The sequence below is a fragment of the Lonsdalea quercina subsp. quercina genome, assembly GCF_000688695.1.
GTDB classification, from domain to species: Bacteria; Pseudomonadota; Gammaproteobacteria; order Enterobacterales; family Enterobacteriaceae; genus Lonsdalea; species Lonsdalea quercina_D.
Genome location: NZ_JIBQ01000009.1, coordinates 195,758 through 221,472, shown reverse-complemented (window position 1 = coordinate 221,472; position 25,715 = coordinate 195,758). Strand labels below are relative to the sequence as shown.

Annotated in this window: 21 protein-coding genes; 14 read left to right on the top strand and 7 right to left on the bottom strand. The window is 56.0% G+C overall.

The window, feature by feature from the left end; all coding sequences use genetic code 11:
* Positions 1-36 precede the first annotated feature (36 nt).
* The 4 genes from SB13_RS10350 to pdxY all read left to right on the top strand — a co-directional run bounded on the left by SB13_RS10350 (position 37) and on the right by pdxY (position 3,580).
* Positions 37-345, top strand: a complete 309-nt coding sequence (locus SB13_RS10350) for an MliC family protein (RefSeq protein WP_026740284.1) — start codon at positions 37-39, stop codon at positions 343-345.
* Between the two features lie 93 nt (positions 346-438).
* On the top strand, positions 439-1,140 hold the full coding sequence (gene pdxH / locus SB13_RS10345) for a pyridoxamine 5'-phosphate oxidase (protein ID WP_026740283.1): 702 nt from the start codon (positions 439-441) through the stop codon (positions 1,138-1,140).
* A 214-nt stretch (positions 1,141-1,354) separates the two neighbouring features.
* Positions 1,355-2,632, top strand: coding sequence for a tyrosine--tRNA ligase (gene tyrS / locus SB13_RS10340; protein WP_026740282.1), 1,278 nt, complete (start codon positions 1,355-1,357; stop codon positions 2,630-2,632).
* 84 nt (positions 2,633-2,716) lie between these two features.
* Entirely contained in the window at positions 2,717-3,580 is an 864-nt protein-coding gene (pdxY, locus tag SB13_RS10335) for a pyridoxal kinase PdxY (protein ID WP_026740281.1), read from the top strand.
* Between the two features lie 75 nt (positions 3,581-3,655).
* Here the strand turns inward: pdxY and gstA are convergent, their stop codons facing one another.
* Positions 3,656-4,270, bottom strand: a complete 615-nt coding sequence (gstA, locus tag SB13_RS10330) for a glutathione transferase GstA (protein WP_026740280.1) — start codon at positions 4,268-4,270, stop codon at positions 3,656-3,658.
* Between the two features lie 432 nt (positions 4,271-4,702).
* Here gstA and acnA point away from each other — a divergent pair, with 432 nt between their 5' ends.
* Both acnA and SB13_RS10320 read left to right on the top strand, forming a co-directional pair.
* Positions 4,703-7,387: an aconitate hydratase AcnA gene (gene acnA, locus SB13_RS10325; RefSeq protein WP_026740279.1), complete on the top strand. Its 2,685-nt coding sequence runs from the start codon at positions 4,703-4,705 to the stop codon at positions 7,385-7,387.
* Positions 7,388-7,502: 115 nt separating this feature from the next.
* Entirely contained in the window at positions 7,503-9,119 is a 1,617-nt protein-coding gene (locus SB13_RS10320) for an ABC transporter substrate-binding protein (protein ID WP_026740278.1), read from the top strand.
* A 50-nt stretch (positions 9,120-9,169) separates the two neighbouring features.
* Here SB13_RS10320 and ribA read toward each other — a convergent pair whose 3' ends face one another.
* Positions 9,170-9,763, bottom strand: a complete 594-nt coding sequence (ribA, locus tag SB13_RS10315) for a GTP cyclohydrolase II (RefSeq protein WP_026740277.1) — start codon at positions 9,761-9,763, stop codon at positions 9,170-9,172.
* A gap of 266 nt (positions 9,764-10,029) precedes the next feature.
* Here ribA and pgpB point away from each other — a divergent pair, with 266 nt between their 5' ends.
* The 5 genes from pgpB (at position 10,030) to yciH (ending at position 13,808) form a co-directional block, all read left to right on the top strand.
* Complete coding sequence (gene pgpB / locus SB13_RS10310) at positions 10,030-10,809, top strand: phosphatidylglycerophosphatase B (RefSeq protein ID WP_026740276.1); 780 nt, start codon at positions 10,030-10,032, stop codon at positions 10,807-10,809.
* Positions 10,810-10,987: 178 nt separating this feature from the next.
* Positions 10,988-11,293 carry a LapA family protein gene (locus SB13_RS10305; RefSeq protein WP_026740275.1) on the top strand — a complete coding sequence of 102 codons (306 nt, stop codon included), beginning with the start codon at positions 10,988-10,990 and terminating at the stop codon, positions 11,291-11,293.
* A 13-nt stretch (positions 11,294-11,306) separates the two neighbouring features.
* Entirely contained in the window at positions 11,307-12,476 is a 1,170-nt protein-coding gene (gene lapB / locus SB13_RS10300) for a lipopolysaccharide assembly protein LapB (RefSeq protein WP_026740274.1), read from the top strand.
* A gap of 268 nt (positions 12,477-12,744) precedes the next feature.
* The gene (gene pyrF, locus SB13_RS10295) at positions 12,745-13,476 is read left to right on the top strand and encodes an orotidine-5'-phosphate decarboxylase (RefSeq protein WP_026740273.1); all 732 of its coding nucleotides are present in this window, start codon (positions 12,745-12,747) and stop codon (positions 13,474-13,476) included.
* 2 nt (positions 13,477-13,478) lie between these two features.
* On the top strand, positions 13,479-13,808 hold the full coding sequence (gene yciH, locus SB13_RS10290; RefSeq protein ID WP_026740272.1) for a stress response translation initiation inhibitor YciH: 330 nt from the start codon (positions 13,479-13,481) through the stop codon (positions 13,806-13,808).
* Positions 13,809-13,862: 54 nt separating this feature from the next.
* On the opposite strand, the gene osmB is transcribed toward yciH, so the two are convergent.
* The 3 genes from osmB to SB13_RS10275 all read right to left on the bottom strand — a co-directional run bounded on the left by osmB (position 13,863) and on the right by SB13_RS10275 (position 19,484).
* A complete protein-coding gene (osmB, locus tag SB13_RS10285; RefSeq protein WP_026740271.1) occupies positions 13,863-14,078 on the bottom strand; it encodes an osmotically-inducible lipoprotein OsmB in 216 nt (71 codons plus the stop codon).
* Between the two features lie 981 nt (positions 14,079-15,059).
* A complete protein-coding gene (locus SB13_RS10280; RefSeq protein WP_026740270.1) occupies positions 15,060-16,991 on the bottom strand; it encodes an exoribonuclease II in 1,932 nt (643 codons plus the stop codon).
* Between the two features lie 183 nt (positions 16,992-17,174).
* Entirely contained in the window at positions 17,175-19,484 is a 2,310-nt protein-coding gene (locus SB13_RS10275; RefSeq protein ID WP_026740269.1) for an FdhF/YdeP family oxidoreductase, read from the bottom strand.
* A gap of 248 nt (positions 19,485-19,732) precedes the next feature.
* Here SB13_RS10275 and SB13_RS10270 point away from each other — a divergent pair, with 248 nt between their 5' ends.
* Positions 19,733-21,325: a PTS transporter subunit EIIC gene (locus SB13_RS10270; RefSeq protein ID WP_026740268.1), complete on the top strand. Its 1,593-nt coding sequence runs from the start codon at positions 19,733-19,735 to the stop codon at positions 21,323-21,325.
* A 32-nt stretch (positions 21,326-21,357) separates the two neighbouring features.
* Complete coding sequence (locus SB13_RS10265) at positions 21,358-22,683, top strand: 6-phospho-alpha-glucosidase (RefSeq protein WP_026740267.1); 1,326 nt, start codon at positions 21,358-21,360, stop codon at positions 22,681-22,683.
* 27 nt (positions 22,684-22,710) lie between these two features.
* Here SB13_RS10265 and SB13_RS10260 read toward each other — a convergent pair whose 3' ends face one another.
* A complete protein-coding gene (locus SB13_RS10260) occupies positions 22,711-23,460 on the bottom strand; it encodes a GntR family transcriptional regulator (protein ID WP_026740266.1) in 750 nt (249 codons plus the stop codon).
* A 394-nt stretch (positions 23,461-23,854) separates the two neighbouring features.
* Here SB13_RS10260 and SB13_RS10255 point away from each other — a divergent pair, with 394 nt between their 5' ends.
* Positions 23,855-24,790 (top strand): LysR family transcriptional regulator, encoded by a 936-nt coding sequence (locus SB13_RS10255; RefSeq protein ID WP_051619094.1) that lies wholly within the window; start codon positions 23,855-23,857, stop codon positions 24,788-24,790.
* Positions 24,791-24,849: 59 nt separating this feature from the next.
* On the opposite strand, the gene fabI is transcribed toward SB13_RS10255, so the two are convergent.
* Positions 24,850-25,638 carry an enoyl-ACP reductase FabI gene (gene fabI / locus SB13_RS10250; RefSeq protein ID WP_026740265.1) on the bottom strand — a complete coding sequence of 263 codons (789 nt, stop codon included), beginning with the start codon at positions 25,636-25,638 and terminating at the stop codon, positions 24,850-24,852.
* Between the last annotated feature and the right edge of the window lie 77 nt (positions 25,639-25,715).

Below are 25,715 nucleotides of genomic sequence, written 5' to 3'. Positions count from 1 at the left end.
TGCTTGCCGGTTAAATAATCACGATGGGAGAGAAAGATGAGCAAACTTTTACTGATGGGGATGGCGCTAATGCTGTTAAGCGGATGCAGCCACTTCAGGCATGCTCAGGATAATGTCATGCACTATCAATGCGGGACGATGCCGTTGACCGTGACCCAAACGCAGGTTCAGGGTCGTGAACAGGTCGCGTTCTTCCTCGATGGCGAACGGCATCGCCTAACGCAGGTGGCTGATGAGTCCGGAACAAGGTATGCCGATGATAAGTATACCTTTGTTCAACATGGCAATCAGGCGGAAATCCAGCGGGACGGCAAGCTTATCGTGGATGATTGCGTGCTGAAGTAGCGGGCGGATAGAGGGTCATCAACGTTGAGATTTTCGCCCTCCGGGCGCAGAATGATTTTACTTTGATACCCGTTTGTGTGATGGAAGGACGCAATGACAACGGAAAATGAACCCTCACGTAACACGGTAGCGATAGCGCCCGATGCCACCGCCGCGCATGTCGATATTGCGGATTTACGTCGCGAATATACCCAGGGCGGGCTGCATCGCCGCGATCTGACGGAAGATCCGTTGGATATGTTCGAGCGTTGGTTGAAACAGGCCTGCGACGCTCGGTTGAGCGATCCCACCGCGATGTGCGTCGCAACGGTCGATGAAACGGGCCAGCCCTATCAACGCATTGTGCTGCTGAAGCATTTCGACCGTCAGGGGATGGTGTTTTATACCAATCTCGGTAGCCGCAAAGCGCAGCAGTTGGCTAACAACGCGCGTATCAGTCTGCTTTTCCCATGGCAGATGCTGGATCGCCAGGTGGCGGTACTCGGCCGAGCGGAAAAGCTCCCGACGCTGGACGTGTTGAAGTACTTCAATAGCCGCCCCAAAGATAGCCAGATTGGCGCCTGGGTGTCGAGGCAGTCCAGTCGTATCTCCGCACGCGGCATTCTCGAAAGCAAATTTCTGGAATTGAAACAAAAGTTTCAACACGGCGAAGTGCCTCTGCCCAGTTTCTGGGGCGGTTACCGCGTGCACATCGACAGTATGGAATTTTGGCAGGGTGGAACGCACCGTCTGCACGATCGTTTTCTGTATCAACGTCAGGAAAATGGCTGGCAAATAGACCGTCTCGCGCCCTAACGGATGAAAACCTGCACATGCCTCTGGCGCTCCCGCTAACCGCGCTTTATTCTATGGCGTTTTCTGCCGCGCACAGCGACCGGCGGCTTATCGTATAGCATCAGATTCGACGGTTATCCTTTGTTCCAACGTGGTTGGAATTACGGCACCAGTACGTTGCCCGGCAGCTCAACGCCGGGGAAACGACACGATTTTTTATAAAATGGAGTTCTCAATGGCGAGTAGTAACCTGGTAAAACAATTGCAAGAGCGGGGCCTTGTGGCTCAGGTAACGGATGAGGAAGCGTTAGCAGAGCGACTGGCGCAAGGGCCGATTGCACTGTATTGCGGTTTCGATCCGACCGCCGACAGCTTGCATTTGGGGCATCTGGTTCCGCTGCTTTGCCTGAAACGTTTCCAGATGGCGGGCCACAAGCCGGTGGCGCTGGTGGGCGGAGCGACCGGCCTGATCGGCGACCCGAGCTTTAAAGCGACTGAACGCAAGCTGAACACCGAAGACACCGTGAATGAGTGGGTGGAAAAAATTCGACGTCAGGTTGCGCCGTTCTTGGACTTCGACTGTGGCGAAAACAGTGCGATTGCCGCCAACAACTATGACTGGTTCGGCTCCATGAACGTACTGACGTTCCTGCGTGACATCGGTAAACACTTCTCTGTGAACCAGATGATTAACAAAGAAGCGGTCAAACAGCGTCTTAATCGCGACGACGTCGGTATTTCTTTCACCGAATTCTCTTACAACCTGCTGCAGGGTTACGACTTCACCTCGCTGAACAGCGCGCACGGCGTTGAGCTGCAGATCGGGGGGTCCGATCAGTGGGGCAATATCACTTCTGGTATTGACCTGACGCGTCGTATGAATCAAAAACAGGTCTTCGGCCTGACGGTTCCGCTGATCACCAAAGCGGACGGCACGAAATTCGGGAAAACCGAAGGCGGCGCGGTATGGCTAGACGCCAGCAAAACCAGCCCGTACAAATTCTACCAGTTCTGGATCAACACCGCCGATGCGGATGTGTATCGCTTCCTGAAATTCTTCACCTTCCTCAGCATCGAAGAGATCAATGCGCTGGAAGAAGAGGACCGCAACAGTGGCAAAGCGCCGCGCGCGCAGTACGTACTGGCCGAGCTGGTCACACAGATGGTGCACGGCGATGAAGGTCTGGCCGCGGCGCGTCGTATCACGGACAGCCTGTTCTCCGGCGCGTTGCAGGACATGACGGCGGAAGACTTCTCCCAGCTGGCGCAGGACGGTATGCCAACCATCGAACTGGAAAAAGGCGCCGATCTCCAGCAGGCCCTGGTCAGTGCTGAGCTGGTGCCGTCACGCGGGCAGGCGCGGACGATGATTTCATCCAACGCCGTTTCCGTAAACGGTGAAAAGCAAAGCAACGCGGAATACACCTTCAGTGATGAAGACCGTTTATATGGTCGTTACACACTGTTGCGCCGCGGTAAGAAACATTACTGTCTGGTTTGCTGGAAAGCCTGATCGTTTTTGAAGGGAGCGTGATGCTCCCTTTATTCATTTTATAACGAGAAAATCGCAACACAGGGGCAAGGGTAGCTATCGTTCATGAAAAATATACTGTCGATCCAGTCTCACGTCGTCTTTGGCCACGCCGGTAATAGCGCCGCCGAGTTTCCGATGCGACGCATGGGCGTCAATGTCTGGCCGTTGAATACGGTGCAGTTTTCCAATCATACCCAGTACGGACAGTGGACAGGCTGCGTCATGCCTGCCGAGCATCTGACAGAGATTGTTCAGGGCATCGGCAACATCGACCGACTGAAGGACTGTGACGCGGTATTGAGCGGGTATATTGGCTCCCCCGAGCAGGGCGCGCATATCCTGGATATCGTTCGCCAGGTCAAGGCGGCCAACCCCCATGCGATCTATTTCTGCGACCCGGTGATGGGCACGCCGGAGAAAGGCTGCATCGTCGCCCCCGGCGTGACGGACTTCCATTGTCACCAGTCGCTGCTGGTCAGTGACGCCATAGCGCCCAACTTGCCTGAACTGGAGCTCCTGAGCGGACGCGCGGTACACAACGTGGATGAAGCGGTATCGGCGTGTCGTGAGCTGTGTCGGCGCGGTCCTAAGCTGGTGCTGGTAAAACACCTGAGTCGCGCGGCCTATCGTCAGGACAGCTTCGAAATGCTGTTGGTGACGGCGACGGAAGCCTGGCATATCAGTCGACCTCTGGTGGACTTTGGCGAAAAACAGCCGGTGGGCGTGGGCGATCTGACCAGTGGTTTACTGTTAGTGAACTTGCTTAAGGGCATTGCGCTGGAGAAAGCGCTGGAGCACACCACCGCCGCCGTCTACGAGGTCATGCTCATGACGAGCGAGATGCAACAGTACGAGCTGCAGCTGGTGGCGGCACAGGACGGGATTGCACGTCCGCGCCATCATTTCCAGGCCGTCCGTCTCGGATAAGGCGTTCTCGGAAAACAGAAAAAAAGGGGAGAACGCCATGTTCTCCCCTTTTTTTCGCATTGAACGATGCGAGATTTAGATGATGAGCTCAAGTCCTTCCGCCGTCATGGCTTTTTCAACTGACGGCCGGCTGCCCACTCGCTCAATGTAGTTGTTCAGCGCCGGGAAAGTACTCAAATCAAACTTCAACTTATGCGTCCAGCGGGCGATGGTGAACAGATAGGCATCGGCGACGCCAAAACGGTTACCGATGAGGTAGTCGTGCTCGCTCAACACCATATTCAAATAGTTGAATCGTTGCTTAAGATAGCTTCTCATCAGGTCTTTGTAGGACTCGGGGGTGCCTGAGCGAAACAGTGGCGATACCGCTTTGTGCACTTCCATCGCGATGTAGTTCAACCACTCGATGGCATGGTAATGATGGATGGTGTCTGGGGGCGCAATGAGATTGTATTGCGGCGCCTTATCCGCCAGATAGAGCCCGATGGCGACGGCTTCGGTGAGGACGCTGCCGTCGTCCAGCTCCAGCGCCGGGACTAAACCTTTAGGCGCGATGTGCAGGTAATCCCGGCCTTGTTCGGTCTTTTTGGTGTGCAGGTCCACCCGTTCCAGCGTGAAGTGCGCGCGTGTTTCGCACAAGATGATATGAGGAAACAGCGCGGAACTGCCAGGGGTGTAATAGAGTTTCATACGTCGTTCCTTCCGTAAAAACTGCCATTTAATTTGATGTGTTGTTCTTGTTCTAGGCTGATTCAGTATGGTGGCGAGAAGTCGTTGAGGCGTGATGTGCATTGCCTCGCCTATTATTTACAGTAAAAACTCATTGTTGTCTGCTTCTCTAGGCGCCAATCTGCGCGCGATATAACCGATTTTTCTCTCGCCTTTCTCGCCACATGCCGAAAGTAGCGCCGTATTTTTAGCTCATGCCTATCGTTATGATAACGGCCATTGTTATGGAAACGTTATTTTTTGTTTGTGTTATTTTTAAATAAGACCACAAACAGATGCCGGTTATTATCTGCCGGCGGCCATCAGTGATGGCTCTCCTGCCCGCTGGCGCGAACGTCCTGCTCTGCCCCTACGGCGTCCCGCAGGGCAGTCACGCATTCGCCTGGAGGAAGCATGTCAATACAACGTCGCAATGCCTGCATGGAAACGCTGACCGCGGGTCAGCACACCTATCATTTCTTTAGTCTGGCGTTGGCTGCCAAGCGCTGGGGCAATATCGACGCCTTACCGAAATCCCTCAAAGTGTTATTTGAAAACGTGCTGCGATTCTACGACGGCGATAGCGTGGGTGATGACGATCTGCGCGCGCTGGTCGCGTGGCAAGCCAGTGCCCACGGAGATCGGGAGATCGCCTACCGACCGGCTCGCGTGCTGATGCAGGACTTCACCGGCGTCCCCGCCGTGGTTGATTTGGCGGCGATGCGGGATGCCGTTCGGCGGCTCGGTGGCGATGTCGACAAGGTTAACCCACGGGCCCCGGTTGATCTGGTGATCGACCATTCGGTGACGGTGGACCATTTCGGCGAAGAGGACGCGCTAGCGGAAAATACACGGCTGGAAATGACACGTAATCATGAGCGGTATGCGTTTCTGCGATGGGGGCAAAAAGCCTTCCGTCACTTCAGCGTGGTGCCGCCCGGCACCGGAATCTGCCATCAGGTGAATCTGGAGTACTTGGCCAAAACCGTCTGGTTCGATCAGGACGGAGAGCGGCGGATCGCCTATCCGGATACGTTGGTCGGCACAGACTCCCATACAACGATGGTGAATGGTTTGGGTGTATTGGGCTGGGGCGTCGGCGGTATCGAAGCTGAAGCGGCGATGCTGGGCCAGCCCATCTCCATGCTGATCCCGGACGTCGTGGGATTCAAACTGACGGGACGATTGCGTGAAGGTATCACCGCGACCGATTTGGTGCTGACGGTCACTCAGATGCTGCGCAAACATGGCGTCGTAGGAAAATTCGTGGAGTTTTACGGTGATGGTCTAGCCTATTTACCGCTGGCCGATCGGGCGACGTTAGGCAACATGGCCCCGGAGTACGGCGCCACCTGCGGCTTTTTCCCCGTCGATGAGGTGACCTTGAACTATCTGCGTCTGACCAATCGCAGCGAAGAGCAGATCGCGCTGGTGGAAAATTACTGCAAGCGGCAGGGACTGTGGCGCAATCCGGGTGATGAACCTCGCTTTTCCAGCCAGCTTGAACTCGATATGTCCGAGGTCGAAACCAGCCTGGCGGGCCCCAAACGCCCGCAGGATCGCGTCGCCTTGGCCGATGTGCCCGCGGCCTTTCGGGCCAGTTGTGAGCTGGATCTCAATCGGAAGCAGCCGCAGCAGGCCTCCGCGCCGATCAACTTGCCGGCAGGTGAAACGCAGGCATTGCGGGACGGCGCTGTGGTTATCGCGGCAATCACGTCCTGCACCAACACTTCCAACCCGAATGTCTTGATGACGGCGGGCCTGCTAGCGCGTAATGCGGTAGCGCGCGGACTGCGTACCCGCCCGTGGGTGAAAACGTCTCTCGCGCCCGGCTCACGTGTCGTCACGGAATATCTGGCGCGCGCCGGGCTTACCGCTGCGTTGGATCGGCTGGGCTTTAATCTGGTGGGGTATGGCTGCACCACCTGTATCGGCAACTCCGGGCCATTACCCGCGCCGATTGAAGCCGCGATCCGACAAAGCGACTTGACCGTCGGCGCGGTGCTGTCCGGCAACCGCAACTTTGAAGGCCGCATTCATCCCCTGGTGAAAACTAACTGGCTGGCGTCTCCGCCGCTGGTGGTGGCTTATGCGCTGGCGGGCAATATGACGGTGGATCTCAGCCGTGAGCCGCTGGGTGAGGATGATGAAGGCCAGCCGGTTTACCTGCGTGATATCTGGCCTTCCGCGAAAGAAGTCGCGGAGGCGGTTCAAATCGTCAGCACGGATATGTTTCGTCGCGAGTATGCCGAAGTCTTTTCCGGAACGGAAGAGTGGCGGGCGATAGCGGTTGGCGATGAACCGACTTATCGCTGGCCGGCTGACTCCACCTACATTCGCCAAACGCCGTTTTTCAATACGATGCAGATCGCGCCGGAGCCGGTTGAAGACATTCATGGCGCCAGAATCCTCGCTATCCTGGGCGACTCCGTCACCACTGACCATATTTCTCCTGCAGGGAATATCAAGGCCGACAGTCCGGCGGGCCGCTATTTGCAGGCGCATGGCGTGGAGCCAGACGCGTTCAACTCCTACGGCTCTCGCCGGGGAAATCATGAAGTCATGATGCGCGGGACGTTCGCCAATATCCGTATCCGCAATGAAATGGTGCCGGGCACGGAAGGGGGGTATACCCGACACCTCCCCTCGCAGGAGGTCCTGGCGATTTACGATGCCGCGATGCGATATCAGCAGGTGCAGGTCCCGTTGGCGGTCATTGCGGGCAAGGAGTACGGCTCCGGGTCAAGTCGAGACTGGGCCGCTAAAGGCCCCAGCCTGCTGGGCGTTCGTGTGGTGATAGCAGAAACGTTTGAGCGTATTCACCGTTCCAACCTGATTGGCATGGGGATCCTTCCCTTGGAGTTTCCCGCCGGTGTGACTCGCAAAACGCTGGGGCTAAGCGGTGGGGAGCGTATCGATATTGCTGGGCTGACAGATTTGCAACCCGGCAGTACGGTGGCAGTGACAATGACCTCAGAGGAGGGGAAAACCCAAACGGTGAGCACCCACTGCCGTATTGATACCGGTAACGAACTGACCTACTACCGTCACGGCGGCATTTTGCACTACGTCATCCGCAATATGCTGAAATCAAAGTGACGTTGTCACTTGTGACGAGTGAGGTCATACGAACGTCCTCTTGTTGAAGGTCAAATAATCGCGTATCACTGAGGCCGCAGTTTTTTACCATCACATCGTGTAAGAGGGAAACACAATGGCAAAGGAACATCTGAGGCTGGCGGTGGTGCTGGGCGCGTTGAGCATGGGGGCCGCAACGGAGGCGGCGGTAGTCCCCGCTGGCACCGTGCTGTCGGACAAGCAGGAACTGGTGCGCGGCAACGGTTCGGAACCTGCGACGCTGGATCCGAATCGGGCGGAGAGTGACGTTGAATCCAATATTATCCATGATTTCTTCGACAATCTGATTTGGGCGAACGATGACGGCACCTTTAGCGGCGGAATTGCGGAACGCTGGGAGAACAAGGACTATCGGGTATGGACTTTCCATCTGCGTCCGGGATTGACCTGGTCCGACGGCAGTCCGATCACCGCTGACGACGTCGTGTTCAGCTGGCGTCGCCTCAGCGATCCGAAAACGGTGTCGCCGTACCAGTCGTTTATTCAAAGCATGCATGTGCTGAATGGAGAAGCGATTACGCGTGGTGAAAAGGGACCGGAGACGCTGGGCATTAAGGCGTTAGATCCGCAAACGGTGCAGATCACGCTCGACCAACCGCTGTCTTACTTCTTGTCGATGGCCTCGCATTATGTGTTATCCCCGCTGCCAAAAGCGGTAGTTGAAAAGTATGGCGATAGATGGACGCAGCCAGGCAACTTTGTTAGCAGCGGTCCTTATACGCTCAGTGAGTGGGTGGTTAACGAAAGGCTGGTCGGAAAGCGCAATCCGCGTTACTGGGATAACGCCCATACGGTGATTGATAAGGTGACCTATCTGCCCATCGCGTCGCCGACCGCAGAGACCAATCGTTTTAAGTCCGGCGAAATCGATATCACCAATACCTTGCCGCCGCAGCTGTTTAAGTCCCTGCAGCAGTCGTTACCAGGTCAGGTCAAAGTGTCTCCTTTCCTCTCCACCTATTTCTATAAATTCAACACGCAAATACCGCCGTTTAACGACGCGCGCGTGCGGCGGGCGCTCGATTTGGCGTTGGACAAAGCGGTGATTGCCGAGAAGGTGATGGGCATGGGGGAGAGACCGGCTTACAACCTGGTTCCGCCGGGGATGGCGGGCTATACCAGCAACCAGCCTGTCTGGGCTGGCTGGAACCAGCAGCAGCGCATTGCGGAGGCAAAAAAACTGCTGCAGGAAGCAGGCTTCGGCGCGGGTCATCCTTTGCGCTTCGAACTACTGTACAACACGTCTGAGGCTCATCAGAAGCTGGCGATAGCGGCCAGCGCCATGTGGAAACAGTCGCTGGGCGTAGAAACTAAACTGGTCAGTCAGGAGTGGAAAACCCTGCTGGATACGATGCGCAACGGACGCTTCCAGGTAGTGAGGTCATCATGGGTTGCGGACTACAACGAGCCGTCGACCTATTTTAATACCCTGCGCAGCAATGACAGTAACAACCAAGGCAAGTTCAGCGNCCCCGCCTTTGATGCGTTGCAGGACAAAGCGATTAATGCTGGAAGTCTTGAGGAGCGCAACACGAACTACCATCATGCGGAAGCGATCCTCCAGCAACAGATGCCGCTGATCCCGATTTACTATTACGTGCGTAGTCAGTTGGTTAAACCCTATGTAGGGGGATTCAAAACCGACCTGCAAGGGAATTTCTACACGCGGGATTTTTATATCATCAAACATTGAGCCATCAAGCCCGGAACACCTAACTGTTGGTTGTTCCGGGTGTTGTGATGCTATTTGTCTTCCAGCAGATGACCCATCTTGGCGGCTTTGGTCGCCATATAGCGTTCGTTTTTCGGATTTTGTCCCACAATCAGCGGCACGCGTTCAACAATGTTGATGCCTGCTTCGCTCAGGATTTTCACCTTTTGCGGATTATTCGTCAGCAACCGAACCTGCGCTACGCCCAACAGCTTGAACATATCCGCACACGGCGTGAAGTCTCGCTCATCCGCGGCGAAGCCCAGTTGATGGTTCGCCTCAACGGTGTCGGCACCTTTATCCTGTAATGCATAGGCGCGAATCTTGTTCAGCAGACCGATGTTACGGCCTTCCTGACGATGATAAAGCAGTACCCCGCGACCCGCCTCGGCGATTTGATTTAGGGCGGCTTCCAGCTGAAAACCACAGTCGCAGCGCAGACTAAACAGCGCGTCGCCCGTCAGACATTCGGAATGAACGCGGGCCAGAACGGGCTCGGAGCCGGAGATATCGCCATACACCAACGCAAGATGGTCATGCCCGGTCGCTGTTTCTTCAAAGCCTACCATCAGGAAATCGCCCCACGGGGTGGGTAATTTGGCCTCGGCAACCCGTTTTAGCTGCATGTTAATCTCCAACATAAAAAAGACAGAGTGCATCCTACTACTTTTGCTCGAAACCTCTATAGCAGGCTAACAAAAGACCGGATGAATGGCGGTTTTTTAGACTGGTGGGACTTATAAGAGGCGAAACAAAGCCTACACTTTACTCACTAAGCCGTTGACGTAACCGAAAGGTATTTTACGTCATACTAAACGCCTATGTCCTCTTTTCTGATAATATCGGAAAAATTTTATTGGCCTTATATCCCTCTGAATTATAGGGAGAATTAATGTACGGAATCACTAAAAGAGTTACCATTGGCGCGCTGTTGCTGCTGATTATGCCCCTTGGGGTCTGGTTGAGCGGGTGGCAGTGGCATCCACACCTGACCGGCGGGTGGCTGCGTGTGCTGTTTTGGATCACGGAAACGGTGACGTCGCCCTGGGGCGTAGTGACGAGCATCGTGCTGTCACTTTGGTTCTTGTGGTGCCTGCGTTTCAGCCTGAAACCGACGCTGGGCGTGTTCGCTATTCTGATCGTGACCATTGGTATCGGGCAGGGTGTGAAATCGGCGATCAAAAGCTGGGTACAGGAACCCAGACCCTTTGTCGAGTGGCTCGAAAAGAGCCATCAGGTCGATGAGGCTTATTTCTATTCGTTGCCGCGATCCGAGCGGTCGGCATTGGTTAAAAGCCAATTGCATGATGATCATCAGCTGCCCCAATGGTTACGTCATCACTGGCAGGCGGAAACCGGCTTTGCGTTCCCGTCAGGTCACACCATGTTCGCCGCCTCTTGGGCGCTATTGGCGGTCGGCTTGCTGTGGGCGCGTCGCCACTACGTGACCGTGACGATAGTGATGGCGTGGGCGGTGGCCGTCATGGGGAGCCGTTTAGCGCTGGGCATGCATTGGCCTCAGGACCTGATGATGGCGACGGCCATTAGCTGGTTGCTGGTATTGGTCGCGACCCGGCTGGCATCTCGATGGTGTGGGCCTTTGACAGCCGCAGAGACCGAGGCTGAGCAAGAAAAACAAACAGTGACGTTGTCACATGAAGGCGATGCTTAAGCCTGACGTGTGTATGATGATGCACTCACGTACGCCGAAACGGGCATACCAGCGACTCGCGTGACGCTCTTTTTCTCACGAGTTTCCCACGTCGGGGCGGAAGTGCTAACTTAAATGGGGTCCGTTGCCGATTTCGGCATAATTCATTTTATTTCAAGCGATATCACAGGAAAAAGACGTGAAATATTTGCTGATTTTTTTACTCGTGTTGGCGATCTTCATTGTGGCTATCACGCTGGGAGCCCATAACGATCAAGTCGTGACCTTCAGTTATCTTATCGCGCAGGGGCAATACCGTTTGTCTACGCTGTTAGCGACGTTGTTTGCCGCCGGTTTTGTGCTGGGATGGGTCATTTGCGGACTGTTTTATCTGCGTTTACGCATTGCGCTAGGCCGTGAACAACGTAAAATCAAACGTCTTGAGCAGCAACTGCCCGACTCGGATGAGAGCAAAACGGTCTCTCCCGAGCCTGTGACTCACTAAGGAATGATTTTTTATGCTTGAACTGCTGTTTCTGTTGTTGCCCGTTGCTGCCGCATACGGTTGGTACATGGGCCGCAGGAGTGTACAGCAGGGCAAACAGGATGAGGCTAACCGCCTGTCGCGTGAGTATGTGACGGGCGTGAACTTCCTGCTGTCCAACCAGCAGGACAAAGCCGTCGAATTGTTTCTTGATATGCTCAAGGACGACAGCAACACCTTCGAAGCTCATCTGACGCTGGGTAACCTGTTTCGCTCCCGCGGCGAGGTAGACCGGGCTATCCGCATCCACCAAGCGCTGACTGAAAGCGCCTCCCTCAGTTTTGAACAACGCCTGCTGGCCGTGCAACAGCTGGGTCGCGACTATATGACCGCCGGGTTGTATGACCGCGCAGAAGAGATCTTCAATCAACTCGTGGACGAGGACGATTTTCGGCTGACCGCACTCCAGCAACTGTTGCAGATTCATCAGTCGACCAGCGACTGGCAAAATGCGATTGAGACGGCCGAAAAGTTGGTCAAGCTCGGGAAAGAGCGTCTGTGCAGCGAAATTGCACATTTCTACTGTGAGTTAGCGTTGCAGGCGATGGGCAGCGACGATCTTGATAAGGCGTTGTCCCTGCTAAAGAAAGCGGCGGCGTCCGATAAGCTTTGCGCTCGAGCGTCCATCATGATGGGACGTATTTACATGGCGCAGCAGCAGTATGCCAAGGCGGTGACGGCTTTGCGGCAGGTGCTGGATCAGGATAAAGATTTCGTAACGGAAACGCTGCCGATGCTTCAGGAGTGTTATCAACACCTGAACCAACCGCTGGAGTGGGCGATGTTTCTGAAACGCTGCGTTGAGGAAAATACCGGCGCTACCGCCGACTTAATGCTGGCGGATATTCTGGAGAACGAAGAAGGGGCTGAGGTGGCGCAGGTCTATATCAACCGCCAGCTGCAGCGACACCCAACTATGCGCGTTTTCCACCGGCTAATGGACTTCCACCTGAGTGAAGCCGAAGAAGGGCGCGCCAAAGACAGCCTGATGGTGTTGCGAGACATGGTGGGGGAGCAAATTCAGACCAAGCCGCGTTACAGCTGCCATAAGTGCGGCTTCGCCTCACAATCCCTTTACTGGCACTGTCCGTCCTGTCGCTCCTGGGCCACGATCAAGCCGATACGCGGGTTGGACGGCCAATAATTTCTCGCCCGCGCCGACTTGACCGTCTATCCCGCTAAATAGTTACAACATCCTTATTCTCTTCGAACATATGTGTCAGACGCCGGCACTGAATGCGTCTCGGCTCCGCAGCTACTGGGATTTGGCGGGCGGGGCATGTAGAATGCGGCGGAAATTAACGCTTAGTCTCTTGTCGGTGGGAGACCCTTTGCGCCGTTCGTCGAGTTGTCGTGCGGCGTCTTTCTCCCCGCGACGTTAAATCCACATCAATACCTCGGGGATAACGCCAGTGAAAGGCCAAAACGTAACGCAGAAACAGACTTCCCACTCCTCGCCGATTATTGTTGCCCTTGATTACGCCAGTCAGCGCGATGCTTATGAATTTGTTGATCGCATCGACCCGCAGCGTTGCCGGTTAAAAGTCGGCAAAGAGATGTTTACGTTGTTTGGGCCACAATTGGTCAACGATTTACAACAGCGCGGCTTTGAGGTGTTTCTCGATCTGAAATTCCACGATATTCCCAATACGACGGCGCGTGCGGTTGCCGCCGCGGCGGAATTGGGCGTGTGGATGGTCAATGTGCATGCCAGCGGCGGCGCGCGCATGATGCAGGCGGCAAAAGAGGCATTGTTGCCGTACGGGGCTGATGCGCCCTTACTGATTGCCGTCACGGTGCTGACCAGCATGGATGAGGACGATCTGCGCGGGTTGGGGATCACGCTGTCTTCGGCAGAGCAGGCCGAGCGGCTGGCGGTGCTCACGCAGCAATGCGGGCTGGACGGCGTGGTCTGTTCGGCGCACGAGGCGGAGCGTCTTAAACAGCGCTGCGGCGCGGCTTTTCAGCTGGTCACGCCGGGGATTCGCCCGGCAGGCAGTGCGGCTGGCGACCAGCGTAGAATTATGACTCCAGAGCAGGCGAAGCTGGCCGGCGTCGACTACATGGTGATTGGCCGTCCAATTACCCAGTCGGCCGATCCGGCGCAAACATTGAACGCGATTCTGGCGACGTTAGGAGAATAAATATGAGTTATCGTGATGACAACCCGCTGGTGTATTCGACGGATAGCGGACGCATTGCGGAGAAAACCGCCCCGGTCGAGCGTCCAAAAGGCGATGGCATCGTGCGTATTCAGCGCCAGACGAGTGGTCGTAAAGGCAAAGGCGTGTGTGTGATCACCGGCATTGACCTTGATGATGATGCGTTGCAAAAACTGGCGGCCGAATTGAAGAAAAAATGCGGCTGCGGCGGATCACTCAAAGAGGGCGTAATCGAAATTCAGGGCGATAAGCGCGATATGTTGAAACAGCTGCTGGAAGCGAAAGGAATGAAGGTGAAGCTGGCGGGGGGTTAACCGCGGGCAAGACAGACATGGGCAGGTCCGGTAACGGAAACCTGCCCATAAGAATTATCTTTTGACTTCGTGGCCGATGACGCCGCCGAGCGCCGCTCCACCTAAGGTGCCGAGCGTACTGCCGCCGGTCAGAACGGCTCCGCCTACGGCGCCTACGCCTGCACCGATAGCTGTATTGCGATCGCGTTTAGACATATTGGAACAACCGGTCAGGCTTCCTGCCATGACTACCGCAAGTACCGTAACTGCCAATGCCTTATTTACTCTCATGGTCTTCTCCTGTTGATGCCGTCTTAGGGGAAATCAACGATTTATCACTGTTTCCCATAAGAAATAGGGTGATGGCATCATTCTGTAAAATTAACTACAACTCACTCACGCTTTGTTACCTGACGCGCAGTATAAATGTCGGCAAAAATTACGATAGGTAAAAACTCTTAATTCTAGTCATCCCATCGTTCGCTTTGTGCCACTGACCTGTCCGCTGGCTTTCCTCGCGGTATTTCGCTATTTCTTCCTGCTCTGACAGAGTTCCAGTCCCCATGAGTCGGCAGCGATGACGGGGCCGACAAATCATCGCGGGTATGACGGAGAATCGCCCTTTCGTATCGACAAGCTTACCCCGTGCTGCAGCCGTTCAAAGAGCGTACACGCTTTGCCTCATTCGAGATATGAACATAAAAATGGTTAATGATTTTGACGGGGAAAGACGGAAGGTGGGCGGATACTCGGAAAAATGAACCCGCTGTGATAGCGGGTTTGATGTTTAGAAAGAACAATGTCCCCCTTTATGATGGGACCCCGTTCCGCCATGAGGATGCTGTCCTTTAGGGCAGGCGAATGCTGATGTAGACAGTGTACCAATAACGGCGATTAACAATAATGCTGCGATCTTTTTCATCATTTTTCCTTTCTATGATTGCTGTGAAAATGTGCAACCCCAGTCTACGTCGCCAAAGCAAGGTAGGTAAGCCTGATATTTGATCAGTAAATTATGTTTAACCTTTGAAAGGCGGCGTGAGGTTTTAACGATGCAAGGTGTGGGTCAGCTGGTCTGTAGGCAGTTAATGGCTGGCCTCATAGCCACGCAGGGGAACGCGTTCAGCCATCAGGCGAATGCGCTTGTTACGATCTCGCGGATGATGCAGAGGTAGAGCGATAACGTGTGGCTCGGAAGCCGAAGAACGAAGGGAATAAGATTATCCGGCGGGAGCTGACGCCATCAGGAGACCCTGATGGCGTCGTAGCGAGTTAGGCTGCCGGTTTGGCGATGATGCTGCGCGTCTCCAGACGCACTTCTTTCAACATCACGTCCAGCTTGTCGCTCTGGCGGTAGACCACCTCACCCTTGATAGTGACGGTTCCCGTATCCTGACTGCATACCAGCTCGTCGCGGACGGCATGAATGAATGAGGCCGGGATAAATGCCGTTGCGCCGTTGTCCAGCAGGCGAACCCGCAGACCGCCGCGCGTGACGTCCATGATCTCGGCGGAGAAGCGCGTGTCGGTGCCCGCATGCGCCTTCAGGTAGCGCGCGTACAGCCAATCGCTGACGTCGCGTTCGGCCATGCGATTGAGGCGACGACGCTCCGCCAACTGAACGGTGACGTCTTCCTGAGGTTTCTCTGCGGCCTGACCGGTGATAATCGCTTTCAGCAGGCGATGGTTGACCATATCGCCGTATTTACGAATGGGCGACGTCCAGGTGGCATAGGCTTCCAACCCCAGACCGAAGTGAGGACCCGGTTCGGTGCTGATTTCGGCAAACGACTGGAAGCGGCGCATACGGCTATCCAGGAACTGGGTCGGCAGGGCATCTAATTGGCGACGCAACACGCAGAAGCCTTCCAGCGTTAATATCTGCTGCGCATCGGCCTGAATTTCGTTGCTTGCCAGAATGGCGACCGCCTGTTCAACCGTAACCGGATCGAACCCGTTGTGGATGTTGTAGATGCCGAAGCCCAATTTTTCGCGCAACACGATGGCTGCACAGACGTTAGCGGCGATCATGGCTTCTTCGACGATGCGATTGGCGATACGGCGCGGTTCGACCACGATATCCAGCACTTCGCCTTTTTCTCCCAGCAGGAAGCGGTAGTCCGGGCGGTCTTTAAACACCAGCGCGTTCGCCGTGCGCCAGGCGCTGCGCAGCTGAGACATCTTGTGCAACAGACGGACCTGAGTAGCGATGGCCTCGCTCTGGGGCTGCCATTCGCCTCTCTCTTCCAGCCAGTCGGACACTTCGTCGTAAACCAGCTTGGCGCGGGACTCGATCCAGGCGGCGAAAAAGTGAATGTCGCTCATCGCGCCATCCTCGGCCAATGTAACGCGGCAGGCCATCACCGGACGGCGTTCGTGCGGGCGCAGGGAGCAGATATCGTCCGACAAGTGACGCGGTAACATCGGAATGTTGAAACCGGGAAGGTAGTTGGTAAAAGCGCGTTTGCGGGCGACGGCGTCCAGTTCGCTGTCGGCGGGGACATAGGCGGTCGGATCGGCGATCGCTACCGTCATTTCCAGCGTCCCGTCGCCGTTATCGCGGACATACAGCGCGTCATCCATATCTTCGGTGCTCGCGCTATCAATGGTGACGAAGTCCAGCGCGGTTAAATCCTCTCGCGTCAGTACACCATCATTCATCTCAGCGGCGTCGTTTTCCGGCGCGCTGCGCTCCAGGTTATGGCGTGACAACGTCACCCACCATGGCACCAGCGGATCGTCGCCGGTCGTAATGTACTCGGTGATTTCCGCATGAAAATTACGGTCGCCTTTGAGCGGGTGGCGACGCATCTCCGCTACCACCCAGTCGCCATCCTGAATATCTTGGTCAAGTTGACGTGCGACACGGCAGCTGATCGCATCTTTCAGTAACGGATGGTCAGGGGTGATCGACAGACGGTCGTCTTTTTTCTGGACGCGGCCCACGAAACGGGTCAGGAACGGTTCGATCAGGGATTCCGGCTCGGCGATTTCACGATCTTTTTCCGTATGCAGCGTCGCAACGATTCGGTCGCCGTGCATCACTTTTTTCATGTGAGGCGGCGGGATGAAGTAGCTCTTCTGTGCGTCGGCTTCAAGAAAACCAAATCCCTTATCGGTGCCTTTTACGACGCCTTCTACACGTGGCGTCTTAGAGTGGAGTTGCTGTTTAAGCTGTGCAAGCAGCGGATTGTCTTGAAACATAGCGTCCAGAAATGCGGTTATAGGTGGCTTTAGCGGCCCACAGTTTTACGCGAATCGTGCCCCGGCGGCAAGCGTTGATCGGGAGCTGCCGCAAGAATTGCCGACCATGACGAAAGGGGGAAAAGAGGGCGTAACCGGCGGCATAGGGCGCCTACGCGCTTTTGGCGACGGTTACGCCTTTGATCAGGCTATCCTCTGCAGCGGCACGACCGGACTTCGAGAGACGCGCACGGGAATCGATTTGGAGGTGGGGGTAAACGTCTGATCGCCATAGCTGGAGAGCGGCACCAGCGGATTAGTTTCCGGATAGTAGGCGGCCAGATTCCCGCGTGGGATAGCATATTCCACGAGTCGGAATCCGCTGACTTTACGGGTAATGCCGTCATGCCACAACGTTTCAATGTCCACCCGATCGCCGTCTTGAAGTCCCAGCGCAGCGATATCGTCCGGATGCATGAATAACACCTCACGTTGGCCATAAACCCCCCGATAGCGATCATCCAGCCCATAGATGGTGGTGTTGTACTGGTCATGGGAGCGCAGAGTTTGCAAGGTAAACGGCGCCCGCACACCGTCCTGTTCGGGGACGACGCTGGCAGGCAGTGGCGTATGACTGAACATGGCTTTTTTAGCGGGGGTGTTAAAACGTAACTCGGCGGCCGCGTTGCCCAGATAGAAGCCGCCTGGTTCGGCGCAGCGCTGGTTAAAGTTATCAAAGCCCGGCAGCGTCGCGGCGATATGGTCGCGGATCAAATCATAATTTCCCGCCAACGCCAGCCAGTCGATCTGGTCATCGCCCATCACGGTGTGGGCGATACCGGCGACGATGGCCGTCTCGGAACGTTGCTGAGGCGAGAGCGGTTGCCCAACGCCTTCGGAAGCGTGAACCATGCTGAAAGAGTCTTCGACGGTGATGTATTGAGGCCCGGTCGCCTGCACATCCTGATCTGTACGACCCAGCGTCGGCAGAATCAGGGATTCCTGCCGGCCGGTGGTCAGATGGCTGCGATTCAGCTTGGTGCTGATGTAAGCGGTCAGATCGCAGCGGCTGATGGCGTCCGCCGTACGTTCGCTGTCCGGCGCGGCGGCGGCCAGATTGCCGCCCAGCGCGATCAGCACCTTGATTTCATCGCGCAACATCGCTTCGATCGCCTGCACGGTGTTGTGACCGTGCTCACGCGGCGGGGTGAAGTTAAAATGTGCGGCGAGGCTGTCCAACATCGCCGCCGAGGGATTTTCATCAATCCCCATCGTCCGATTACCCTGTACGTTACTGTGACCGCGAACAGGGCACAGGCCCGCGCCCGGTTTGCCCAGTTGACCGAACAGCAACTGAAGATTGACGATCTCGCGCACGGTCGCCACCGAGTGTTTATGCTGGGTGATGCCCATCGCCCAAGTGCAAATGACCCGCGGGGAGTTCAGGTAAAGCTCGGCGACATGGCGAAGCTGCGCTTCGCTCAGGCCCGATTGTTCGACGATATGGTCCCAACTCGTCGCATCGACCTGCTCAAGATAGGCTTCCGCCCCATCTGTGTGGCTGTCGATAAATGCCTGATCGAAGATGCCGGGCTCGCCGGCGGCCAGACGCTGGCGATGCGTTTCCAGCAGGGTTTTGACGAGCCCGCGGACGGCGGCCATATCGCCGCCTAAATTCGGCTGCAGGTAGGTATCGCTGATCGTGCCCGATAGCGGCGTCAGCATCTCTACCGGGTTTTGCGGGTCGGTAAAACGCTCCAGCCCGCGTTCGCGCAGCGTATTGAAGGTGATCACGTGCGCGCCGCGTGCCGCCGCGGCGCGCAGGCTGTGCAGCATGCGCGGATGATTGGTGCCGGGGTTCTGGCCGAACACCAAAATGGCGTCGGCATGGTTGAAATCATCCAGACGCACGGTGCCTTTACCGATCCCAATGCTCTGTTTCAACCCGGTGCCGCTCGCTTCATGGCACATATTGGAACAGTCCGGGAAGTTATTGGTCCCCATCATGCGGCCGAACAGCTGATAGAGATAAGAGACTTCGTTGCTGGCGCGTCCGGACGTATACAGCTCCATCTGATTAGGATTATCCAGACCATGAATATGATGCGCGATCAGCGCAAATGCCTGTTCCCACGTGATGGGAACGTAGTGGTCCGTATGGCGATCGTAGCGCATCGGGTGCGTCAGGCGCCCCTGATACTCCAGAAAGTAATCGCTTTGGCGACGCAACGTACTGACGCTATGCGCGGCGAAAAATTCGGGTCCGGCCGCCTTGCGCGTGGCTTCCCAGCTCACCGCCTTGGCGCCGTTTTCGCAGAAGCTGAAGGTGCTGTGATTATCGTCGCCCCAGGCGCAGCCGGGGCAGTCGAATCCGCGCGGTTTGTTGACCCGCATCAAGTTGCGAATGTTTTTGAACGCTTCTTTGCTGTCCAGAACATAACGCGTCGTGGCTTCCAGCGAGCCCCAGCCGCCCGCAGCGCGGCGGTAGGGTTTGATTTCTGGTTTAAATTTCATCATAGGATGTGCGGGCCATATTGTTTTTAATATGTGAATGGTTTTTTAAATAATTGCTGTCAGAGGTTAAGTCTAGGATCGCCAGGCCGAGACGTCTAATCAAATACAGCTATCGCGGGATAGAGGAGGTTTATCGCAAATAAAGTGTGACCGGGTGCAGAATCTTGCTCTTTTTGTCTAGTTGTATATACAAATTTTGTTATTTTCCGGCTATTCCTTAATCAGAACGAAAACAGGAAGGGCAAATAATGAAAGATCTTGGCAATAAGGTTCACGCCTTTGGTAAGGCACTCATGATGCCGATTTCGGTCATCGCCGCCGCCGGGATTTTCCTGGGGTTAGCGGCAGCGATGCAAAACCCGGCCGTCACCGGCGATGCGTTCGCCAATATGCAAATCCCGCAGCTCATTATTGGTTTTATTCGTCAGGTCGCCGGTGCGCTTTTCGCCAATCTCCCGCTGTTTTTCGCTGTCGCCAGCGCGATAGGTCTGGCGAATGCCGAAAAACCCACGGCGGCCTTTGCCGCCGTCATCGGTTTTCTTTCCATGCACGTCGGCGTGCAGGCGACGCTCACCGCGCAGAATCTCACGCCGGTGACCACCACGGTAGAAGCGTTAACGGCAGGGGGGATGGATCGCACTGCGGCGCTGATGTATGCCGCCGAATTCACTAAAACGCTGGGCATTTTTACCTACAACATGAGCGTGCTGGGCGGGGTGATTGCCGGGGTAGTGACGGTCATGCTGCATAACCGCTTCTACACGATCGAATTGCCGACGGCGATCAGCTTTTTTGGCGGTCGCCGTTTCGTGCCGATTATCACGGTGGTGTGCCTGCCGCTGGTGGGCATCGGTCTGGCGTTGATTTGGCCGACCATTGGCACCGGCATCGCCTGGATCGGGTCGTTAATCGGCCACAGCGGACAGTACGGCGCGTTTCTCTATGGTTTTTCCGAGCGCATTCTCATCCCCACGGGTCTGCATCATATCCTGAACGAAACCGTGCGCTTCACTCCTATCGGCGGCGTGGCGACGGTGGACAGTCAAACGGTGGTGGGGGCGTTGAATATCTTCAATACCTCGCTGACTCACCCCGGCGCCGTCAGCGATGACGTAATCCGTAACGCCACCCAGTTTCTGGCTCAGGGCAAGATCCCCGTCATGATGTTTGGGCTTCCCGGCGCGGCCCTGGCGATGTATCAGTGCGCCCGGCCTGAGCATAAAGAGCGGGTGAAAGCGCTGATGTTGGCTGGGGGACTGGCGTCTTTCACGACGGGGATCACCGAGCCGCTCGAATTCTGCTTCATCTTCGCTTCGCCCGTCCTGTATCTGCTGCATGCCGTGCTCAGTGGCCTGTCTTTCATGTTGATGTCTCTGGCCCACCTGATGATCGGCAATATTCAAGGCGGCGCTATCGACCTGATCGTGTTTGGCGTGCTGGGCGGGCTGAAAACCCACTGGTGGTATGCGGTATTGCTGGGGGTGTTTTACTTCCTGATTTACTACTCCGTGTTCAAGTTCGTGATCAGGCGTATGAACGTCGAGACGCCGGGGCGTGAGTCTGAAACAGCGCCGGCGCCCGCAGCCGTGAGCGCCAGCGAAGTGACGCAAACCATCATCGACGGACTGGGCGGGCAGAGCAATATCGCGGAAGTGGACTGCTGCTTTACCCGGCTGCGCGTGCGGGTGAAAGACATCAACCTGGTCGTAGATAAAACCCTGATGACGACGGGCGCGAATGGCGTCAAACGCGTGAATGAACATAACGTTCAGGTTATCTACGGGCCTAAAGTGGAAAAAATCGCCACCGACGTCAAAGCGGCGCTGGGCGTCACGGCGTAATGAAACCTCAACCGGAAAAATGGGAAACAGCTATGACGAAGACATACAGTATTGTGATTGTAGGCGGCGGTTCGACCTGGACACCGGGTTTACTGAAGGCGCTGTGCAAGCGACAGAACTCGTTTCCCCTCAGACGGGTGGTGATGTACGACATCAACGCCGAACGACAGGCGGTGATCGGCGACTTTGCGCGCCTGCTGTTCAGCGAAGAGTACCCGGCGCTGGATTTCGCCTACACGACGGACGTCGAAGCGGCGTTTCAGGATGTCGATTTTGTCTTCTGCCAGATGCGTACCGGCGGTTATGCCATGCGTGAGAAAGATGAAAAGATCCCGCTTTCATTAGGCGTCATCGGTCAGGAGACCTGCGGGCCGGGAGGATTCGCCTACGGTATGCGTTCCATTGGCGACATGATTGAGCTGGTGGAACAGGTGCGGGCGCGTTCGCCGCAGGCCTGGATTCTGAACTATACCAATCCGGCGGCCATCGTCGCCGACGCGCTGCGCGTCAAATTCCCGGATGACAAACGTATTCTTAATATCTGCGACCAGCCGGTCAATTTGCTGCGTTCCTATGCCCGCATTCTGGGCCGCGACGTCAATGAGTTCGAACCGGTCTACTTCGGCCTGAACCACTTTGGCTGGTTTACGCATTTGTACGATCGCGAAGGAGAGGACCTGCTGCCGCAGTTGAAAGAGATCATCCTTAATCAGGGCTTCAAACCGGCGGATGCGGAGCAACGCGACGCTTCGTGGTTGGAAACCTACGCGGTGGTGGCCGATATGCTGCGCGATTTCCCAGACTATCTACCCAACACCTACCTGCAATATTACCTCTATCCGGATTACAAGCTCAGCAAGCTGGACCCGAACTTTACCCGCGCCAACGAGGTGATGGCGGGAAGAGAAAAGCGCGTGTTCGAAACGTGTCGCCATGCGGTCGCGGCGGGAACGACGAAAGACGCCAGCGTGGTTCACAACGACGCGCACGGCGACATGATTGTCGAAGTCGCCGAATCCATCGCCTACAACCAGCATCGTATCTTTGTGGTGATCGTGGAAAACAACGGTCTGGTGAACAATCTGGATGACAGCGCGATGGTGGAAGTGGCGGCGACGCTCGGCATTAATGGCCCGCGGCCTTATGGCGTCGGCAATATTCCCACCTTCTATAAAGGAATGATCGAGCAGCAGTTCGCCTATGAACGCCTCACGATTGAGGCCTGGTTTGAAGGGTCTTACACCAAGGCGTTGCAGGCGTTGACGCTGAACCGGCTGGTGGTGGATGCGAAAAAAGCGCGCAAGGTACTGGATGCGTTGATCGAGGCTAACCAAGGGTATTGGCCCGCATTAACCTGATTACGGAAGTTAACAAAAACGACAGGGTTACGGCGTGAATAAAGGCCTAAGCGGCGCGTCGAGGGTAAAGGCATAGCGCCGCTGATTGTAATAAACGTTGGAAAGCTCGAAGGGCCGCTCATCAGCGAAAAAAGCGACGACGCTCGCGCGCAGCACCGGTTCGTCGCGTGCCAGCCCGAGCGCTTCCAGCACATCCACGGAGGGGAGCTCGGCGAAAATCTGCTTATGGCTGCCGACGGCATCGTAGCCTTTGGATTTAAGGTAGGCGTACTTGGACTGATTCAGATCATGCTCGCTCAGGTCGGGAAAAAGGGACTGAATCATCCAGGATTGCTCATACACAAACGGCGTGCCGTCAATCAACCGCAGGCGCACCATGTAGTGAACCGGCGTCTCTTGGTCTAGGCGCAGGGCATGAGCCACCTCGGCGGTGGCGGGTTGCTGAGAAAAATGGATCAGTCGGTTGACGATCTTGCGCTGCGTGCTGTTGGCGACTTCGCTGGAGGTCAGATGCTGGTCCAGCGGCAGCTGCACCTTTACCCGGGTATCCGGTTGGGCGACGAAAGTGCCTCGTCCGCGAAAACGTTCGACCAGTCCCTGTCGCACCAAGTAGTCGACGGCTTTGCGCGCCGTCATGCGCGAAACCTGATACTGCTGACACAGCTCCGCCTCGGTGGGGAGCGGGTCGCCGGGTTTCAGCGTGTTGTCATGAATCTGACGGGTCAGGATCTGCTCGATTTGCAGATAAAAAGGAACAAAGGAATGTTTATCAATCATCTTTATTCTTCCCTCCCGTTCGTTTCAGCAGCGTTGATAGTATAGGGGGATAGTTATCTATACAAGTTTTGGCTTTTTTCCTATAAGTCCACGATATACCGCAGGGAACCGTGATTTGAATTCGGGCATCATGCTTCTAAAATGAGCGTGTGAAGAGGCTAATTCCTCCCACATGGTTGTCAGCGTCACTCTCCTTAATGGCGTCATTCATTAGACAGACTCATGCGGCGGCGATATTCCACGGCCGAGATATGCCTTCGCTCGGTGTGAATGCCCGCAGCGCGATTTCCGCCATCGCCCGGTATTTAGACTAACCCGTCAATCGAAAAGCGGTGCTGGCGCGTGACATACGGCAGCGGTTTTCCACCGATCTCAACTTTTAGGGACTACGAAAATCGATATCAAACAACTTATCTACCTGTGCAATCTGGAAAAGGCACGCCACTTTGGCCGTGCGGCCGAAGCCAGTTTCGTGAGCCAGCCAACGCTCTCCATGCGACTTAAAAATCTAGAGCGTGAACTGGGTTTGTCGCTCATCAACCGCGGTAATCATTTCAATGGTTTCACCGCGGAAGGCGAACGGGTGCTGACCTGGGCGCGCGAAATGGTGATGGTCTATCAAGGGCTGAAGCTGGAAGTCGATGCTCTGAANCGCGGCACGAGCGGGCTGGTGCGCCTCGGCGCCGTCCCGCAGTGTGGTATCGCGGTGTCGCAGATGCTGGCCGACGTGCGCCGCGTCTATCCAGAACTGGCTTTTCAGGTGTCGCTGTTCAGCGCGGATCGACTGCTGGAGGCGCTGCAGGCGCATAACGTGGACGTTGGGATCGGCTTTTTCGAACCCGCAATGCTCGAGGAGCCGCGTTTCCAGGTGAGCTCGCTGGGCGCGCCGCATATGGCCTTGCTGTTTAATCCGCAGCATTTTCCTTCGCTGCAGGGCGATACCCCGCTTTCGCTGGCTGACATCGCCGAACTGCCGCTGTGCCTGACGGACACTGGACGCTATCTGCGGGGATATCTGGATTCGCTGTGGCAGGACGCTGAGTTGACGCCGAATGTGGTGGTGGAAAGCGACTCAGTGTTGCAGCTCATTCAAAGCGTATTCGTCGGTCTGGGTTGCGGCGTTGTGCCTCAGGGCAGCCTGCTGCCGGAAATGACGCCGCAGCTGGCGTGGCGCGACCTGACGTTGCCATTGATGCCGCGCACGACGGCCGTGGTGATTTCGGAACAGGGGCGGGCAACTGCGTTGGCCCAGCATTTTTTCAACGTGGCGACAGCATGGTTAGTGCGGCAAAACGCCGGTGGCGAAAACACAGTGAGCGTCGATGTGTAAGGCGCGGCGGGGGGAGGGGAAGAAAACAAGCGAGCCCGAAGGCTCGCTTGCCGGAGGGATTAATCCAGCTCCAGCTCGTTCATCGCAGCGATGTTGAAACCGCCATCGACGTGCAGGACTTCACCAGAGATCCCGGCAGCCAGGTCGGAGCACAGGAAGGCGGCTGAGTTGCCGACATCTTCGATGGTCACAACGCGGCGGATTGGCGTGACGGCTTCGCAGTGAGACAGCATCTTCTTGAAGTTTTTGATGCCGGATGCCGCCAGAGTCCGGATCGGACCTGCGGAGATCGCGTTCACGCGAACGCCCTGAGCGCCCATGGCGTTCGCCATGTAACGCACGTTGGCTTCCAGAGACGCCTTCGCCAGACCCATCACGTTGTAGTTCGGGATGGCGCGCTCTGCGCCCAGGTAGGACAGCGTCACCAGAGCGGAATTCGGGTTCAGCATCTTACGGCAGGCTTTCGCCATCGCGACAAAGCTGTAAGAGCTGATGTCGTGAGAGATAGAGAATCCTTCGCGCGTAACGGCATCGACATAGTCGCCGTCCAGCTGGTCGCCCGGTGCGAACGCGATGGAGTGCACGAAACCATCAAAGGTCGGCCACACTTTCGCCAATTCGGTGAACAGCGCTTCGATGCTGGCATCTTCCGCAACGTCACAGGGCAGAACGATGTTGGAACCGAGTTCGCTGGCAAAGCCTTCTACGCGAGACTTCAGTTTGTCGTTCTGATAAGTGAACGCCAGTTCGGCGCCTTCGCGTTGCATCGCCTGAGCGATACCGAATGCGATGGAGCGGTTACTGGCAACGCCCGTTACCAGAATGCGCTTACCATTAAGAAAACCCATAGCAGTATCCTTGTAATCATTATTGCTGCGATCGCCGTTAAAGAATTATTGGTTAATGGCGACCGGTGTGAATAAAC